Source organism: Stieleria bergensis, from assembly GCA_007745635.1.
Classification (GTDB): Bacteria; Planctomycetota; Planctomycetia; order Pirellulales; family Pirellulaceae; genus Stieleria; species Stieleria bergensis.
In genome coordinates this window covers 4,296,927-4,316,303 of the sequence record CP036272.1, presented here as the reverse complement: position 1 = coordinate 4,316,303, position 19,377 = coordinate 4,296,927, and the positions used below count along the sequence as shown (strand labels likewise).

The window sequence follows — 19,377 nt, the reverse complement described above, 5'->3', positions numbered from 1 at the left end:
TCGGTGCTTCGGGCGAGCGTTGTCGCACGCTCTGCCCCATCAGGAGGTGGCTACGGATCATGCCAGAGTCCGACGCGTCTGGATCGAGTCGGGGCTTCGAACCGTTAGGCAGTCAATGTGGAATCGCGAGCACTGTTAGACGGTCCACAAGGCGTGTGGCGGCTGGCTGTCGGGATCAGGCGTAGTCCTGTGGGCAGACTGCCGGGCGGTACAGCGATCCAGGTGGCTGGACGCCAGGTTGGCGCGCCTTGACCGCTGCCAAGACACCGCATGCGGCGACACGCCAGACAATTCTGGTGTGAAAAACACTTGCCCCGATTGCGTGCTGGGGTAGACTTTACGGTAAAGTAAAGTTTGGATGGATGGAGTGTGTCGTCAATGGCTAAAAAAGCAAACCAAAAGAAACCGCCAACTCAAGAGCTGATTCTCGCTGCGGCGATCAAGTTGTTCTTGGAGCAGGGCTACCGCGAATCCAACTTGGATGATGTTGCCAAGGTTGCCGGTGTGACCAAGCCGACGGTGTATAGCCACTTTGGATCCAAGCATGGGCTGTTGCTGGCCATTGTGCAGCAGCACGCCGAAGGCAATGCGCAGCGGATCTCCACGTCTCTTCAATCGAGCGGGGATACGGAAGCTGATTTGCTGCAGTTCGGCCACGTGTTCCTTTCGCGTTTATTGTCGCGTGATGCCATGCGTTGGCGACGCTTGGCGCTTTCCGAAACGATCGACCACCCGGAGATCGGCAAGGCGATTTACGCCGCCGGTCCGGCTCGCGTGATAAAGGCCATGACGAACTACTTGAAACAAGAGACGTTGGCCGGACGGTTGTGTTGCGAGGATCCCGCCATGGCGGCGGAGGCCTTTATCGGCATGTTGGTTGGTATTCAGCCAATTCGTGATTGCGCTGGAAAGCCAATGCCGGGAAAGGCCAAGCAAGAGAAGATTTGTCAGTCGGCGGTCAAGATGTTTCTGGCTGCGTATGGTTTAGAGGCGACAGGGAATTAGCATCATGTTGAAAAGACTTCTGCGGTCAAAGCGATTGCTGATCGTGCCGCCGATCTTGGTTGGGCTCGCTGTGATCGCAGTGTTGGTTTCTATGAAAAAAGAGATCAAACGCGTTGAACACACCGAGAAAGCCACGCCAGTGAAGGCAATCTATGCTGTCGTGTCACCTTTGGCCCCTGAGGTGGTTGGTTTTGGCACTGCCGCTGCGAATCGACGTTGGACGGCTGTGGCCGAAGTCGGGGGACAGATTGCCAAGTCGTATCTGCAGCTCAAGCCAGGGATCTCGGTGACCAAAGGGCAGCCATTGCTGCAAATCGATGACTCGGACTATCAATTGCGATTCCAGCAACGGCAGGCTGAGCTTCGCCAGGCCCAGGCTCAACTGCGCCAGTTGGAACTCGCCCGCGCGTCGGATGAAAAGTCGCTCCAGATTCAGCAGGCAATGTTGGTGGTGCGTGATCGCGACGTCAAACGCCTGGCAGAACTGCGTTTGAATCAATCGGCGTCGTGGTCCGAAGCGGACGTCGTCCAACTCAGCCAGTTGCAGCAACAACAAACGGTTCAGAATCTTCTCAACTCGCTTAGTACTTATGAGGCACAAATTGAGTCTGCTGAAGCGTCGATCGCTTTGTCAGCCGCTCGAGTCCAGGAAGCCAAACGCGATCTGGAGCGAACAACCATCGTCGCGAACTTTGATGGCCTATTGGCCAATGTTGCTCTCGAAGAAGGCCAGTATGTCGCGCCCAAAGAAACACTGTTGGACATCATTGAAACGACCAGCGTGGAAGTCGAAACGCAAATTTCTTTGGCGCAGTTGCGACGTTTAGTGGGAGGTCCGAAAACCGCTGTCCCCGATGGCGTTGCACCCAACATCGAATTCGCCCAGCAAGGCGTTTTGCAACCCGCCATGCAGTCATTGCCCGCCGTGCAGTCATTGCCCGCCGTGGAGGTCGAGGTGGTGACGCGTAGTGGCGCATCTGAGATGCGTTACTCAGGCGAAGTCGTTCGCGTCACACCGTCGCTCGACGAGCGTTCGCGAACTCTTGGATTGGTCGTTCGAGTCAGCAATGCCACAGCGGCAGGCAGGCGGGAGATCAGTCACGCCTCCGAGCTCCGGCCGGGATCATTTTGCGAAGTTCGTTTGCGATCGAATCAGCCAACGTCGGCGATTTCGGTTCCCAACGCTGCGTTGGTGGATTCCATGGTGTTTTGCATCACCGATCAGAACCGTGTGCAGCGGCGTCAGGTGCAGATCGGTTTTGAGGTCCAGGGGAGAACGACGATCACGTCGGGACTAAGTGATGGCGAGATTGTGATCTTAGATCCCGCCTCCTCGCTCGTGGATCGTCAATTGGTTGCGCCAACGTTTTCAGACGCCGCAGTGTTTTCCCCATCAAGTCCGTCTTCGTTGTTGAAAAATGCTTCGTCTGATCAAGCGGTTCGCAACAGGGCATCGGTTGGCGCGGCTCAGCAAGAGGTGGCGCGATGATTGATTTTTTTGCCAAACATCCAACCGCAGCCAACTTGCTGATGGTGATCATGCTGGCTGCCGGGCTGATGTCATTGGGCAGCCTGCGCCGCGAGACCTTTCCTGACTCGTTGCCAACCGAAGTCCAGGTCACGGTCGTCTTTCCTGGTGCGACGCCTGAAGAGGTGGACGAGTCGATTGTGTCGCGTCTGGAGGAGGAGCTGGACAGCGTGCAGTTTCTTAAAGAGATGCGCAGCCAGTCGCTTAGCAATGTTGGCACCGTCACGTTGGAGATGTCCGACCGTGGTGACTACGGGGCCTTTCGTAACGAAATTGAAAACGCTGTCACGTCCATCAATGACTTTCCTGATCTTGCAGAGCCGCCCGTTATCAAGCGTCTCAATACGCGGGACCAGGTTTTGGAAGTCCTGGTTCAAGCCACCGTTGATGATGACCTTGGCTCGCATCGCAGTTTGAAAGCCTATTGCGAATCGTTGAAAGATCGCATGATGGCACTCAAGGGGGTCTCGGACTGTCAGATTGCCGGATTCTCCGAGCCTGTTTATCGCATCAAGTTGTCCCGAGACCGCTTGTTGGCTCAGGGGTTGAGCCCCATTGATGTTGCCAATGCGGTTGGTTCTCAGAACGTCGATTTGCCGGCGGGAACGATCTCAGGGCGCGAAGAGGTCTTGATTCGCATTCAGGAAGAGCGCACGACGCCGAAAGAAATTGAGCAGATTGTTGTCAAAGCCGTCGCGGGTAACGCCGAAGTTCGCATCGGCGATCTCGGTGAAGTTGTCAGCGAGTTCGAATTTACAGAGGACCGCGTCGATGCGGACGGGAAACGCGCTGCGATCCTGAAAATTCTTAAATCAAAGTCATCCGATTCACTGACCGTGGCCGCTGAAGTCAAAGCGGTTTTGGATCAAGAACAAAGTGTCCGGCCCGATCTTGATTTTACCACGATCAATGATCGCTCATCGTTGGTCAGTGAACGTCTCTCGCTATTGATCAAGAATGGCTGGCAAGGCTGTATCTTGGTGTTTCTTGTGATGTGGTTGTTCTTCAACGCACGGCTTTCCTTTTGGGTGGTCGCCAGTCTGCCGGTCTCATTCATGGCTGCGTTTGCCATGGTGCCAGCTGCCGGGTTGACCATCAATATGTTGACCATGGTCGGCTTGTTGATGGCCATCGGATTGCTGATGGATGATGGGATCGTGATTGCCGAGAACATTGCTCGGCGGCGCGCGACCGGAGAACCAGCAATGCAGGCTGCGGTCAACGGTGTCAAAGAGGTGGCTGGTGGGGTTTTCTCCTCATTCTTGACCACGTGCAGTGTGTTGGGGCCACTGATCTTTCTTTCCGGTGACATCGGTCGAGTCTTAAAAGTGCTCCCGATGATTCTCTTGCTGGTCCTGGCGACCAGTTTGGTGGAAGCCTATTTGATCTTGCCTGCTCACCTGGGACACTCACTGCAGCACGAAAACGGTGACAGCAAAGGTTGGTTCCGGCAGCGCGTCGATGGGCTGATTGATGCCGGTCGTGATCGAGTTGGCGCGTTGGTTGGCTGGACGGTGCGCTGGCGCTACTTAACCGCCGGGTTGACCGCGATGCTGTTCCTGTTGTCAATCGGCTTGATCGTCGGCGGACGCGTTCAAGGAGAAGTCTTTCCAGACCTGGAAGGTGATTCGGTCGAAGCACGATTGTTGATGCGTGCCGGGACTCCACTCAGTCGCACTCAGCAGGTGGTCGCGGAAATGGAGGCCGCATTGGCAGCCACCAACGCGGTCTACAGTCCCCAGCAACCCGACCAACGCGATTTGGTCGAGGTTTCTCATGTGCGATTCAATTTTAATAGTGACGCTCAAGAGACCGGACCTCACGTCGCTACTCTGTCGGCTGACCTGTTGACCAACGAACTGCGGACCACAAGGATCGAGGACTTTTTACGCACCTGGCGCGAAAAAGTGGGTGAGATTCCCGATGCGCAAACCATTACATTTGATGAACCCTCCATCGGCCCCGGCGGACGAGCCATTGAAATTCAAATGATGGGTTTGCCATTGAGCGAACTGAGCCGATTGTCGCAAGACATCATCAGCGAACTGGAAACCTACGATGGCGTTTACAATGCCACCACAGACACACGTCTTGGGGCTCAAGAAGTGATTGTTAAGTTGCGACCCGGAGCGGTCGGATTGGGGATCACGGCGATCGACTTGGGGCGGCAATTGCGAGGCTCGTTTCAGGGGCTGCAAAGCGATCAAATCCAAGTCGGTGATGAAGGCTATGATATCGAAGTTCGCTTTGCCGATGAAAACCGATCCAGCGTGAGCGACTTGAAGGAGTTTCGCGTCTCGCTGCCGGGCGGACAAATGGTGCCGATTGGCGAGATCGCCACGCTTGAGTCCCGCCAAGGATGGTCGCGCATCTCTCGTTTCAATGGACGGCGCAAACTAAACGTCATCGCCAATGCCGATGCCAAACGCACCAACACGATGATCGTGCTGGCGAATCTGCGTCGGGATGTCATTGCCCCGATGGAAGCCGAATACCCGGGGCTGAGTGTCACCTATCGCGGCCAAGCCGAAGCCGCCGACGAAACGGGGACATCAATGTTGCGCGCAGCGATGATCGGGTGCTTGGGCGTGTTTGTGATTCTCTCGTTTCAGTTTCGAAGTTATCTCGAGCCGCTGGTGGTGATGGTGGCGATTCCGTTTGCCTTCGTGGGTGTCATCTGGGGACACTTCCTGTTTGGGCTCAGCATTAGTTTGCCAAGCGTGATGGGCTATGCCTCCTTGGCGGGGATCGTGGTCAATGACTCCATTCTTTTGATGCTGTTCCTGAAGTCAGAGCGTCAGCAAGGTGCTGACGTCGAGGCATCGGCTCGGGAAGCCAGTCGCGTGCGTTTCCGAGCTGTGATGATTACCTCGTTAACCACGATTGCGGGACTGATGCCGCTATTGCTGGAGAAAAGTCTGCAAGCACAGGTGTTGATTCCCATCGCTGTCAGCATCTGTTTCGGCCTGCTGGCTTCAACGCTGTTGATCCTTTTTGTGCTCCCAGCCTTGTATGTGATCCTGAATGACTTTGGTTTGACCGCTGGCGTGTCTGGGAATCCATCGCAATTGCGCAGGAATCAGGCCGCTGAAGCAATCGCCGCCAGCCGTTCCGAATCTGTCTACAAGTGAAAAGACGCGTGACTGCCGCAACTGATTCGTGGGAAATGCAGCTGAGATTCAACGGCTCTGCGGCCGGCAAGGGCAGTGCGCAACGCGGTGCGGTGATCTGTGACACGCGGCGATCTTTGAACGCCATGGCGTCTCGCTGGACCTGGCGGGCCAGTGATATGCCTATCGCACCCGGGTTCCCTAGGTTGCCCAGTCGGCTGTTGCGGTGCGGTGGTAAACTTTACGGGTTGGTAAGAGTTTGCTGATTCTGCGGATTTTTCCAGTTTTTCCTTTAGGGAAGTTTTCTAGGTCGACGATAGCTCACATGACAGGTCGGGCTCGGACAGCGTTTTGCTCATTCGCTGAACCGAGCGTGTCGGCCAATTGCGTTGTTTTCCTGCCGGAAGCAGGTTAGGCGCGAAAACCTCCCCACAAAAAGATTGGTAATGAACGTGAAGATCCCCACATCTATCACCTCATCGAAACGCACATTGGCGGTGTTTCTTTTCCTGGCTTTTAGCCTTACGACGCTTTCTCCGACGAGTCTGTTTGCCCAGTTGCCGCTAGGTGGCGACGTGGATCGGGCGCGAGCCAACTGGACGCCGGTTCGCAAAAGGCCCCAACAAGCCAGCCAACCAGCAATTCAGCAAGCAAGCAAGTCGAATCAATTGTCCAAAGCCGGGGCTGTCACGCTATCGGCGGCACCGACTCGGGCGACGACCAGGCAGGCGTCCAGCCAGCAGGCCGTGTCCAAGCATGCGGCAACTCGGATTCCGTTGACGGATCCTGTCAAGCCACAGGTCAGGCAGACCGCGCAGCAAGTTCCCGTGCCAATGGAGCTTCCAGCCGAGGCGATTGTTCCTGGGACGGTGGTCAGTGAATCGGTCAGTTATGGTTACGGCTGTGACGCGATTGGCTGCGACACCCTTGGCTGTGATGGGATCGGTTGCGACTCGATCGGCTGTGACTCGATGGGTTGTGGCGACGGTTGTGGTTGCAAGCTGTGCGGTGAAATTCCCAGTAGCCGAGCATGGCGTCCAGCAGTCACCTTTAGCCTGCCTCAGGACGGCTGGTTTAAGCTGGAAGGATTGGCGATGAAGGTTGATGGCATGGGGATGCCACCACTGGTCACCAGTTCACCGAGCGGAACGGCACAAGCTGATGCCGGCGTGTTGGGGCTGCCAACGACGACCATTCTGGTTGGGAATCACGAAGAGTTTGACAATGGGTTTGATGGAGCCCGGATTGACTTGGGATTTTGGTTTGATCGCTGCCACACCTGGGGCATGGGAATGGACATGTTCCGGTTGTCGGAGGCTTCGCACCGAGAGTCCTTCACCAGCACGGGCAATCCGATTCTAGCTCGCCCCTTTTTCAATAGCTTGACCGGGAATGAAGACGCCAACTTGTTAGCGTTTGATGACAACGCCAACCTGTCGATCACGGGACAGGTGTCTGTGGAAATGGAAAGCTTTTTGCGTGGTGGAGGATTCTACTTCCGCAAGGCGATGGGTTGTGAAGAGGGGCGACGACGATTCTTCCGGATCGGCCGCTATGACAACTTCTGCTCTCGCTCCGATTTCCGCTTTGGTTATCGATACATGGACCTGGCCGAACAGATCACGATCGCAGATTCGATTGTCAGCACCAGTTCGGTTGCACCGGGACAGATGTCCACTCTGGACGTGTTTCGCACCGAAAATCAGTTCAACGGCTTGGACTTAGCGGTTCATCACCGAGTGATTCGTGGCTTTTGGAGTTTTGAAGGCTTGGTACGCTTGGGCGTTGGCAACACGCTGCAGAAAGTGCGAATTGATGGTTCGACCACCTCGACCGACCAGTTCAATGCAACCACAACAGAGCAGGGCGGTTTGCTGGCATTGAGCAGCAACATTGGGAATTACACTCAGGACGAGTTTTCCGTGGTGCCAGAGATCAACCTGACGCTCGGTTATCAGTTGACCGAGCGGTTGAAAGCAACCATTGGTTACACGGGGATTTACTGGTCGAATGTGGTTCGCCCTGGTCAGCACATTTCGCTGGATGTGAATCCGGATTTGTTGCCACCGCCGATCCCAACCAACGGTGCCTTACGTCCTGAATTTGCCTGGGACACGACCGACTATTGGGCTCAGGGGCTTCACTACGGCCTTGAGTTCCGCTGGTAATCGGCATCCACTAAGAATCGCTAATCTTTTTCGCATTCCGTGGTCGATAAACCGATCACGCTCTGCGCTTTGAATAGCCTAGCGATTGAACAACCTTTCTTACCTAAACTGGTCCTACAGGGGCGGGTGCTAACTGACTGAATGATGGTCGTTAGCAAGTCACCTGGATGATGCAATCTGTGCAGGGAACCCTATGGCTTGGCAACAAGTGATTGAACGTTTGCGTGGTCGAAGCGGAAAGAAGAGCGACAAGAATCGCCGACGCGCCATGCGTCGACGCCTGCAGCATGAAACACTGAATCGCCGGATGTTGTTGGCCGGCGATTTGGGCGCGATCTCCGGTGTGTCGTTCGTCGACTTGACCGGTGATGGCTTGGACGTTTCCGATCCGCGACTCGATGGCGTGACGATCAACCTGTATCGCGACGTTGATGACAATGGCATTTTGGATGCCAACGACGGTGCGGCGATCGACACGACGACCAGTGACAACGACGGGTTTTACTTCTTTCGCGGCTTGACCGTTGACACGTATTTGGTCGAGCAAGAGTCCGCCGGCGCGGACTTGGTGGCTCCCGATCCGATTGTCATCGACGTGACCAACGCGGGCGGTTCGCTGTTCGAAACCATCGATGACTTCTCCGCGACCGCACAGAGCTTGATCGCTGACGGATCAGATCCGACGGATGAAGACTCTGCCCTTGCCAGCGAAGTGCTCGGAGGAGCACGTGACTTGGAGGTCACGCGTACCAGTGCGCAAGGCATTCTGTTCATTGCAGCGGATCCTAACGACGAGACACTATCGATCGGTTCGCAGACTCAAGGTGCTGGAACGCTGCTGATCCAGTACGACGGCAACGACGGATCAACGACGCTAGACCCCACGGGGCTGGGCGGTGTGTCCCTCGCTGACGGCAGTCCAGGAGATCCTGTTGATTCGGACGCTGGTTTGCTGATTCAGGCGACTCAAGAGAACGCTGGCGACACCATCGATGTTCGAATCTACACCGATGGGGCGAACTACGCCGAAGCAACCGGGATTGTGATCCCTGAACTCGGCAGCGGCGAGACGGATGTCTACCTGCGATACAATACAGACTTTACTTTGGTTGGCACTCCTGATTTCAATGACGTCGGTGCAATCGAATTCGAAGTTTCCATCGCTGCCAACAACGATAAAACCTTCGAGGCCTTTAACGTTCGCGGCCCGATGATTGAAACGGGCAACCTGCCCAACGAGCAACTGTTGACGCTTGGCGGGACGGTCTTTAACGACAACGGAACAAACGCCAATAACGGTGTTCTGGATGGAGCAGAGATTGGTGTCGCTGGTGTGACGGTTGAGCTGTACGCCGAGCCCGATGGCGGCGGAGCGATCGACCCCGACGCGCAAACTCCCGTCGCGACGACGGCCACCGATAGCAACGGTGATTACAGTTTCGACACGCTGTTGGCAGGCAACTACTTGGTTGTTGTGCCTGAATCAGAGTTTGGCAGCAGTGCGGTGTTGGAGGGCATGACTTCAAGTACCGGGAATGATCCCGCGCCAGATCCGGACGACGACGTCGACAATGATGACAATGGCACGTCCGTCTCGGGCACTGGCATTGTCACTGGCGAGATCACATTGGCTGCCGAGACCGAGCCGATCAACGATGGTGACTCGAACGCCAACACAAACTTTACCCTTGATGTGGGTGTGGTTCAGGCCGTCGATGTCAGCGTCACCAAGGTCATTGATCAAGATGACTCCAACCGAGTCGCCGGCGGCGAGGTCTTCTTTGACATTACCTATCAGAACCTCGGCACCTCTGATGCGACCGGCGTCACGGTGGTTGATACACTGCCCGCAGGTTTGACCTTGGATCAAGCCAGTTCGGACTTTGGCGGCTTCACTCCGGTGATTGTTGGCCAGGAAATCACGGTCAACGTGGGCAGCCTAGCAGCCGGCGCCGCGGGCACCATTCGCATTGCAGCCGACATCGATGTCGCTTTGGTAAACCCCGTCACCAATACGGTTGATGTCGATGCAACCGAAGCCGACGTCGATCCTAGCAACAACACGGCGACCGTGATTGTCAGTCTGTTGAATGCAGACCTGGCGATCACCAAGACAGACGACGTCACCGGTACGCTTGTTGCCGGTGACCAGATGACGTACACCATCACCGTGGTCAACAATGGGCCTGACACTGCGACTGGCATTGTCGCGATGGATACTCTGCCATCCGGTTTGTCCTTTGTCAGCAGCAGTTTCACCAGTGGTTCGGGCAGTGTCACAGACAATAGTGGCGTGTTGACCATCGACATTGATGATCTGAATGGCTCTCAATCGGCGGTTGTCGAAATCGTCGTCGATTCTGCGGTTGATGTTGCCGACACGCTGGACAACACCGTCACCGTTAGCATGACGCCGGATATTGATCCAGATCCAACCGACAACACCGCCACCGTGCAAACGGGGGTTAGCCGTGATGTCGACGCGTCTGTGACAAAGACGTTCACCGGCACGCCAACTGCCGGCGGCCAGTTGACGTTCGTCATTGATGTGACCAATGATGGCACCAGTCCCGCACGCGGCGTCCAAGTGCTCGATACGCTGGCAAGCGAGTTCACGTTTGTCAGTCTCAACGCTGGCAACAGCGGCGCGACGGTCAGCCAAAGCGGACAAGATCTGACTTTTGACCTGCCCGAAGTTGACGTGAACGAAACGCTGACCTTCGAATTCACGGTCGATATTGCTGGCTCGGCGTCCGGAACCATCAATAATCAGGCTGATGTAACGACGAGCGACAACGACACCGATGCCAGCAACGACAGCGATGATGTTGATGTGACGCTCGCAGCCGGTGTGTTTGATTTAGTCTTGACCAAGGACGTTGACCTGGCGACTGCCGTTCCCGGACAAGACAGTCTGGTGTACAGCTTCACCATTGCTCACGACACAGACAGCAATACGGATGCGGGGCAAGTCACGTTCACCGATGTGCTGCCTGCGGGCACGACGGGCTTGACCATCACCGCGCCCGACGCGACTTCAACAAACTACGATTCGGCAACGCGTACCGTCACTGTGGTCTACGATTCGGTGGCTCTTGCTGTAACCCGCTCGTTCACTGTGTCGGCCAGCATCAATGAAGAGGCAACGGGCACGCTGGATAACACCGGCAACATTGTGATCGACGGGGGCGACGACGATGCCAGCAATAACACTGCGACCGCCAGCACAACATTGACACCCCAGTTTGATGTCACCATTGATAAAACGGTTGACGATACGACTCCGGCTCCGACCACCGATGTCACCTACACCATCGAAATCGCAAACACTGGACCAAGTACAGCCACAACTGTTGAGTTGTCGGATGTGATTCCAACCGGCATGACCTTCGTCAGTGCGACGTTGGAAGGCCAAGCGGGTTCGGTCAGTGGTTCTGACATCACGTTTGCAGCGGTCTCGTTGGACAGCAACGAGACCCAGACCGCGACGATCGTGTTGACCGTTGACGCCAACGCCTCGGGCACCTTGACGAATTCAGCCAGTGTGACAGCCGACAGTGGCGAAACCGATACGACCAACAACACGGATTCGGTCAGCATCACCGCGACACCTGAGGCAGATCTGTCGATCGCCAAGACCGTTGACCAAGCGTCTGCTGAGGCTGGCGACACGTTGGTCTATAGCATTACCGTCACCAACGCCGGTCCTTCCACTGCGGTCGATGCGATCTCTGTTGATACGCTGCCTGCTGGGGTGACGTTCGTCAGCGGTACGGGGCCCGATGGAGCTCTGACCGAATCCGGCGGCACAGTGACCGTCGATGGCGGTGACCTCGACAGTGGCAGTTCCTATAACTTTACCATCACTGTCACCGTTGACAACACAACCATGGGCTCGGTCACCAACTCCGTGACAGTCAGCACAGCGACGGACGAAGACGACACCAGCAACAACACCGCGACCGCAGTGACCACGGTCACCGAAGCATCCGGTTCGATCTCGGGGCGAGTCTATCTGGACAGCAACGACAATGGCATCGTGGACGATGGCGAAGTTGGCATCTCAGGAGTCGTGATCACCGTCACCGGGACCAGCGATGATGGCGACGCGGTGGATCTTTCCACCACCACCGATGCCGATGGAAACTACGTCTTCGCTGAGCTGGCAGCCGGCACGTACGACGTTGAACAGGTGCAGCCAGCCGATTTCATCGATGGACAGACCACCGCCGGGACGGGAGCGACCGCCACGGTGATTGACAACGCGTTCATCGATCTGGATTTGGGCATCGGTGCTGACGCGATCGATTTTAACTTTGGTGAACTCGCCGCACAGTTGTCCAAGCGACGCTTCTTGGCTTCCAACGGTTAAGTCTGTTCACGCAACGTGCGATCTTTATGAATCTTCAAGGCCTCGGAACTTCCGGGGCCTTTTCTTTTGCCTCGCCGGCGGGGGCATCTGATGCACTCTGGGTGTGTTGGCCGGACTTGGGTGTGGTGCGTTTTCAGTGACCGGGTTTTGAATTGGAAACGAGTGAGCGTACCGCGGCGGATGGATCGTTTTTGTGGAATTGAGGGGACTCGTCTGCCACCTTGTGTCTTCAAGTCCAGAGTCGGTTATGATGGTCCGTCTTGATTGCCCGCTGTGACTTCCCCGCCCCCCCTTTCTTGAGAGACTTCGATGTCCATTGGTCGTTTCATTGTCGCCTGTTGGTTGCCCGTTTGTTTTTTGATAGTGATGCCCGTTGTCGCTTGTGGTCAGGATTCTGCGGCTGAGGTTGTTCGGATCTGGCCTGGGGAAACACCCACGTGGAAAGCTCCCACCGAGCCCGAGCGAGACACTAGTCAACCGAATTCACGCACTGTTGCGGGCCGGGGCGTGGTCCGATTGGGAAACGTCAGCAACGTTGAACTGCATCTGTACCCTGCCAAGGACGCGGACACCACGATTGTGGTTTGCCCCGGTGGTGGGTTTTCGATTTTGGCCTGGGACTTGGAAGGTACGGAGATTGCGCAGTGGTTACAAAAGCAGGGCATCAATGCGGCGGTGTTGAAGTACCGCGTGCCGACTCGCAATGAAGCGGTGAAATGGTTGCCGCCCGTTCAAGATGTTCAGCGAGCGATTGCCATGATCCGAGCCGGTGCAGTGAAGTCCATGCAGTGCCAGCACGTTGGCATCTTAGGCTTTTCAGCCGGTGGCCATGCCGCGACCCGAACCACGTTTGCAAAGCAGCGGCACTATGATGTTGCTCGCAAAGACGAATGGGTCGATGGCAAGCCAGTCTCGGTCAAACCAGACTTCGCCGTATTAGTGTATCCAGCTTACTTGACCACCACGCGTGACGGTGAAGCGTTGACCGATGGACTGGACGTTGATGAGAACACGCCACCGATCTTCTTTGCTCACGCCTATGACGATGGCCTGTCCTGCATGGGCTGTGTGAAGTTGTTTTCGGAGCTCAAACGCAAGGGAGTGCGCAGCAGTTTGCACATCTTTTCAACCGGTGGTCATGGATTCGGCGGCCGTCAGAGCAATCAAGAGAAAGATGCTTGGTTACCGCTCTGCAAAGCGTGGCTTAGCGACAATGGGTTCTAGACACCGAATTGACGATCGAATCGAGCGCCGCACAACGTAGCGCTCTGTGTAGTTTGGAGTGCCAGTGTAGTTTGGATTGCCAGTGTTGATTTCAGTGCCAGTGTTGATTTCAGTGCCAGTGTTGATTTGAGTGCCAGTGTTGGCCCTGGGCTCAGTCGCCATCGGCGTCGGCTTCCTCTGCTTCTTCCGAGGGCTTGATCATCGGATGCATGGGCAGTGAGTCGAGTCGCATTGCCTGTTCCAGGGGATCGAGTCCCAAGGCACGTTGCAGTTTGCTGAGGATTTGATACCAATCACGTTGGGCTTCGATCAGTTTGATTTCCGTTTCGTTGGCCTTCGTTTCGATCAGGTTCAGATAGACCAAATCGCTATAGCCTTCTTCAAATCCGATGCGATAGCGTTTCTGTGTTTCCAAGGCGTTGTAGAAAGCATTTTCGCTTTGGACGACGATCATCTGGGACAGTCGCAGTGAGTTGTACGAATTGCTGAGTTCCATGGCAACTTTGTCGCGAGCCAATCGTAGTTTCTGCTGGATCTGTGCGGCCTTGGCTTGATTGGACATGATTTTGCCAGAGGCTTTTCGTCGCTGGATCGGGACGTCACTTCGAATGCCAAGGATGAATTCGAAATCGCCTTTGTCATTGGATGACGAAGCGCGTGCACCGAGATCCTGTGACCCTTGTGTGAAGAAGTCCAGGTTGGGCAGCATCTCGTTGCGAGCTTGCCGTTGGTCCAATGAGACACGTCGCTGGTCAAGCATGATCAGGTCCAGTTCCGGACGACGTGCCAAGGCTTCCGAGAGCGCGGTTTGAAGGACAAATCCATCCAGCATGTCGATCTCTGGATAGCCTTTGGGAAGCCAGTGATCGGCGGGAACCATCGGGTTTCCCGATTCGTCACGCAAGTAGAGCGAAAGTTTAAAGCCCGCTTCGCGGTACTTTTGAATGGCCTTGAGCACGGTCGTTTTACGCTCAGCAATCAGCTGATCGTTCAGCACCATGTCGATCTCTTTGAAGGCGCCCGCTTTGACACCGGCTTCAAATTGCTTGCGACGTGCCTCGGTCAATTTCAGTAGATTGCGCTGAGTGTTGAGTACCGTTCCGGCAGCCACCCAGGACCAGTAATGGTTGACCGCGTTCAGCGAGGCATCCAGGATTGCTTGGCGAATCACGGGTTCCACCATCTGCCGATCGACGGTCGCTTGAAAGACAGCCAATCGTTCCATGTCAATCGCACGGCCTTGTAGCAGAGGCACTGTCATGGATGCTTTGAATTCACCTGCGTCGTCAGTTTGGCGTTCCTTGTACCAAGGTTCATAATAGCCGCGGCCGACGCGATAGCCTGCCGACAGGTAGCCGCCCCACCAAGTCTGACGTGCCACCCCCAGCCCGTTGCGGTAGGTTTGGTAGTAGCCCGTGGGCTGGTTCATCGATTCTGCATAGACTTTGGTATCGTAAGATCCCCAGGCCGAACGCAATTGACCAGCGGTTTGTTGCTGCATCTGTTCGGCAGCCAAAACCTCTGGATAGTAGCGATACAGACTCGCCAGCACATCGGCCAGCGCCAGGCTCTCCAGTTCCGGTGCATTGGTGCTGAGCGCTGTGGACGTCTGTTCGGTGATGTCGTCGATCGACATCATGATTGCCGTGCTCTCTCGCCAAGCAAACGCGGCGTCCGCAGAAGGCGAGCGGTTCGATTCCGCAGGGCCCTGAGCCTCGATCATTTCGGCGAGTGTGGCCGGTTGCTGGGCTGGAGCCGGTTGCTGGGCTGGAGCCGGTTGCTGGGCTGGCAGAACGGCTGGAGCCGCAGCCCCTGGGGGATCGCTTAGCAGGCCACCGGCAGGAGCCTGCAACTGGATTGGCTGTGGTGGCTGAGCAAGCGCGGCGCGCGACGGCACAATCCAGCCCAACACGGCGGCGACTAAAATGATTTTCAGGCTCGCGCTGCGGCAAGCTTTGGCAATTAGGGTTTGGGCATTTTCAGCTTGAACCCACCTTTGGCATCTTTGCCAGAGTTTGCCTTCCTGTCCTCTTGCGAAACTGTTGGCGGAAATCCGTTCATTTGACGCCATATCTCGTATCCCAGTGATACCTCATCTAACAAAACCCATCCGTTAGCACGGACACCTTGTCTTAGATAATCGTCATCTGGCCAGCCATCCTCGCGTTCAAAATGGCTATCAGGGATCACCAAGATCTTAAAGTTTCCGTAACCGTCATCAGCTGGGTAAATTCGGTCGACTTTGCCGCCAAATGTCCCGACGGCGACTGATGGCCAGCCAACGAACTGGACCGCAGGCCAGCCTTCGAATTGCAACCGGACGCGCTCACCGGGTTTCAGCAGCGGCATGTCGTTACCGCTGACAACCATTTCCACAGCGATTTCCTCGGCCACCGGAACAATTTTGAACAGCTTGTCGCCCTCTTTGAATGTGTCGCTGCCCTCGATCACCTGCCATTCAAGAATCACTCCCGAACGCGGTGCTTTGACCGTCAAACGATCCAATTCCGCACGTTTCTGTTGGATTTCCAGAAGCTCTTTTTCGACCGTGTTCAGCTTTTGCATGGCCTCGAACACTTTGATGCTTGCGTCTTGGTTTTTGATGGAAATCTCTTGTTTCTTGGCTTCGATTTCCTCCTCTTTGGCCAGCAAGTTTTCGTACTGTTCTTGTTCGGAGGCTTCCAGTCCCATGTATTTGGCGCGGGCGACTTTCACTGCCTGTTGCTTGCTAACAAGTGCTTGATTGCTGATCAGACCTTGTGGGAAAATCTTCTCGGCGACCGCCAACTGGTTTTGCTTATCGTTGAGTTCCGCTTCGGCAGCAAGGACATCCTGTTTGGCCTTATTCCATTTCTGTTTGGTGGCCTCCAGTTCCTTGTCCAGCGAGGTGGATAGGTTTCGCCCGGCCTGGACTTGGTTGGTCTCGTTTTCCTTCGCACGATTCATGCTGTCGATGGCCGAGGCTTCTTTTTCCTTCAGCACACGAATTTGGTTGTTCTGTTGTTCAACCAGGTCCGCTGCAATGGGGGTCAAACGCAGCAGTTCAGTATCCTTCGTGACATAAGTGCCTTCACGGATGCCTGCCTTGACCCAGCTAACAACTCCTTTGGCTGGGCTGACGACAACCTGGGCTCGTTGCTGCGGATCTTTTGCCACCACCATGCCGTAACCGCGCGCCGTTTGCCGCCAGGGGACAAAGATCATGGCGACAATAAACAGTATCAACAGCAGGAACGTGATCCTGCCAATCAAGCGAACAATCCGTCCAGTGCGGACCATGTGGTACGCAGGGAAGTCTTCAAATTTGCTTTTGGGAATCATGGAAGTTCCGTGACCGTGTTAGGCGCGAATCGTGATTTTGGAATTCAATTGATCGGCAACCTCATTGAGGCTGGTGATCACAATCAAGGTCCACTTCTGTTCAGGATCGGTAATCGAGCTCAGGATATTGTTGCGAGTGCTGGGGCTCAAATCATCAAGGAGCCCATCGATCACTAGCACCGAGGGGTGGCAAGCGATGGCTCTGGCAATCGACAGCATTGAACATTGCTGAGCCGAGAGCGGAGCACCACCGGTTTGCAGCCTTGCTTCAATGCCGCCCTCTAGCCGCAGAATCGTGCGATCCAAGCCTGCCATTTCTGCCGCTTGCTGGACATTCAATGTCGAGACTCGATCTCGGCCGATGTCAATGTTCTCTCGCACGGTCCCATGGAAAATCTGTGGCCGGCCTGCGTAGCCAACAATGCCGCCACTGATTGCCATCGCGGCGCGGACGGCGTCTTGCTGTTCGACTTGGACGGTCCCCGTTTGGGGAATCACCAATCCAGCAATGCTTTGGGCGAGCAGCGTTTTTGCTTCGTTTCCATCACCGATCACCGCAGATCGATCACCGGGCTCAATTTCCGCTGCTGGCACCTTGGCTGTGATGGTGCCGGCTTTGAACGACAGATCGCTCCACCGCACGGGCAGCTCATTTTCCAATTGCAGCACTGCGTCGACGAGCGGGTCCGGTGGAATGTCAACCAAATAGCCAACCTTATCGATCCCCGCCATCAACTCATAGAATTTCTCTAACGCTTTGCCAGCTTTGGCGAACGAACCGACCACGACGGTCACCACCAACTCACTGGCCACCAGTTGTCCCAGGGTCAGTTCACCTTCAATCACCAGCCAGCCACCCAAACCAAGCAATGCAGTCGAGGCGATCGCCTGAAGCGACAACGCAAAGATCACTTGTCGAATCACAACGGCAAACTTCCGCTTCCGCGCGTTGATGTATTCCGTTGTCAGTTGGTTTGCGCGGCGAACGGCAAACTGTTCCGCGCCACCGGTCTTAAATACCGTTGGCATTGCGATCACATCCTGCAACCAGTGGATCACGGCATACTTGGCGCCTGACTCTTTGATCGCTGATCCAATACCGCCACGGCCCAGCAACCAGGTGCCGCTGATCATGGTCGAAACCAGCATCAATCCGAACACACACAGCAAGGGGTGATAGAACGCCAGCAAGACCAATCCCAGCGTCGTCGTCAACGAGATGGAAACGCCATCGAGTAACAGGATCGCAGTCGCTTTTTGAATCGTCATCACATCGAACATACGATTCGAAAACTCACGCGGATACTTGCCTTCAAGCGCCTTCTGATTGGCGCGTGGGAAGCGGTGTGAGAGATCACACATGATTCGCACAAACTGCCGACGCTGAATGATTTCCACGATCCAGGTCTGCAAGACAGCTAAGATCGCCGCGATTCCCAGACAGATCAGCAACAGAAAGGCCAGCACAATCAAGGGTTGTAAATAGATCCCCCAACCGACGACATTGACCAGGGTTTCCACAAACAGCGGCGTCGCTAAACCGAGAAAGCCGGCGACGGCAGCGAAGAGGAAAACCAGCCCGATATCGCGGCGGTCCATCTTGACCAGCGATAACCAGCGCGTGAACGGTCCCGGTCGCTTGGACGCAGGCTTGGTCGATCCGGAGCCATCGAGTGCTGACATGGTCTCACACTGCAATGATTTCTCGGCAGTCAACACACGCAACCGGTCTTTGTTGCTGATCAGTTTGGCAAACGCGCTGGGCGACATCGTCTGAGCATTTGTCGCGGTGCCAAACGTCTTGACTTCAAAGTTGGAAGCCTCGCTGGATTCCACAACATGCAACGTGCCTTCGTCTTCGGCGACGACCAAGGGCAATCCCTGCTGGACCATCGACAACGCCATCTTGGCCGATGGTGGGTCGATTTCACGAAGCACGACCCCTGCCAATTGACAGTAGATGTAAACCGGCTCCAGCGGGTCATCGTATTCACTGGGAATCGAGACCGCCGAGAGGGGCTGTTTGTCAGTTCTTAGGTCCAACGCCAGCGAAAGCGCCGCGACGACTTGCTGAAGAGTTTGATTTGAAAACGACATCGAGTTCGACGATTCCTGGGGTTCATCCTGTGACGCATTCATTCCATTTTCTGGCTCGCCCATTATCCACTTAGCGACGTTCAAGTCGCGACGTTCAAGTCGCGACGTTCACTTAGCGGTGTTTTACCAAAGCGGCTTGCAGCTTGCCACCAGCGGAGATCGCTTCGCGACAACTCGCTGCAAACCTACCTGATAATCGCGAGTCATTCCAGGCAAACTGATTCGTGCGGGGACGGTTCACCCGCTACTCTATACACTAGAGTGTCGGAAAGCCCAACCTTCCCAGTGTAGCGGTTGTTCGAGAAACACCGATCGCTCCTCACCGAATCCGATCTCAGGGCTGCTTGCAGTCCCACATCGAAGTGCAAGGTGTTTTGTGGCGTCGTAAGCGCCCGGCGGCAATTCCATTGCCCTGTCCTGATTCGGCCAAGGACCCAGTTGCGGCCAAGGACGCAAGAATCCCTCAGCGGTTCGGAGCAACGCGTCCCACCTGGAACACAAAATCAGAAATGAAGACCCCGAAACGCGTTGCCTGTAAAACATTCTCGTTGC

Annotated in this window: 9 protein-coding genes; 6 read left to right on the top strand and 3 right to left on the bottom strand. The window is 55.5% G+C overall.

What is annotated here, in order from left to right; genetic code table 11:
* Nucleotides 1-378: 378 nt before the first annotated feature.
* The 6 genes from SV7mr_RS15280 (at nucleotide 379) to SV7mr_RS15255 (ending at nucleotide 13,407) form a co-directional block, all read left to right on the top strand.
* A complete protein-coding gene (locus SV7mr_RS15280) occupies nucleotides 379-1,005 on the top strand; it encodes a TetR/AcrR family transcriptional regulator (protein WP_145273894.1) in 627 nt (208 codons plus the stop codon).
* A 4-nt stretch (nucleotides 1,006-1,009) separates the two neighbouring features.
* Nucleotides 1,010-2,494 (top strand): efflux RND transporter periplasmic adaptor subunit, encoded by a 1,485-nt coding sequence (locus tag SV7mr_RS15275; protein WP_145273892.1) that lies wholly within the window; start codon nucleotides 1,010-1,012, stop codon nucleotides 2,492-2,494.
* The gene (locus tag SV7mr_RS15270) at nucleotides 2,491-5,664 is read left to right on the top strand and encodes an efflux RND transporter permease subunit (protein WP_145273889.1); all 3,174 of its coding nucleotides are present in this window, start codon (nucleotides 2,491-2,493) and stop codon (nucleotides 5,662-5,664) included. The genes SV7mr_RS15275 and SV7mr_RS15270 overlap by 4 nt, the downstream gene beginning before the upstream one ends.
* A 425-nt stretch (nucleotides 5,665-6,089) precedes the next feature.
* The gene (locus SV7mr_RS15265; protein ID WP_145273886.1) at nucleotides 6,090-7,811 is read left to right on the top strand and encodes a BBP7 family outer membrane beta-barrel protein; all 1,722 of its coding nucleotides are present in this window, start codon (nucleotides 6,090-6,092) and stop codon (nucleotides 7,809-7,811) included.
* Nucleotides 7,812-8,004: 193 nt separating this feature from the next.
* On the top strand, nucleotides 8,005-12,183 hold the full coding sequence (locus SV7mr_RS15260; protein WP_145273884.1) for a beta strand repeat-containing protein: 4,179 nt from the start codon (nucleotides 8,005-8,007) through the stop codon (nucleotides 12,181-12,183).
* Between the two features lie 309 nt (nucleotides 12,184-12,492).
* A complete protein-coding gene (locus SV7mr_RS15255) occupies nucleotides 12,493-13,407 on the top strand; it encodes an alpha/beta hydrolase (RefSeq protein ID WP_145273880.1) in 915 nt (304 codons plus the stop codon).
* A gap of 151 nt (nucleotides 13,408-13,558) precedes the next feature.
* On the opposite strand, the gene SV7mr_RS15245 is transcribed toward SV7mr_RS15255, so the two are convergent.
* From SV7mr_RS15245 to SV7mr_RS15235, 3 genes are read right to left on the bottom strand one after another with little or no spacing between them, the layout of a single operon-like run.
* The gene (locus SV7mr_RS15245) at nucleotides 13,559-15,319 is read right to left on the bottom strand and encodes a TolC family protein (RefSeq protein WP_419187430.1); all 1,761 of its coding nucleotides are present in this window, start codon (nucleotides 15,317-15,319) and stop codon (nucleotides 13,559-13,561) included.
* A 50-nt stretch (nucleotides 15,320-15,369) separates the two neighbouring features.
* A complete protein-coding gene (locus tag SV7mr_RS15240; protein WP_145273871.1) occupies nucleotides 15,370-16,728 on the bottom strand; it encodes an HlyD family secretion protein in 1,359 nt (452 codons plus the stop codon).
* 18 nt (nucleotides 16,729-16,746) lie between these two features.
* The gene (locus SV7mr_RS15235) at nucleotides 16,747-18,825 is read right to left on the bottom strand and encodes an ATP-binding cassette domain-containing protein (RefSeq protein WP_419187429.1); all 2,079 of its coding nucleotides are present in this window, start codon (nucleotides 18,823-18,825) and stop codon (nucleotides 16,747-16,749) included.
* Between the last annotated feature and the right edge of the window lie 552 nt (nucleotides 18,826-19,377).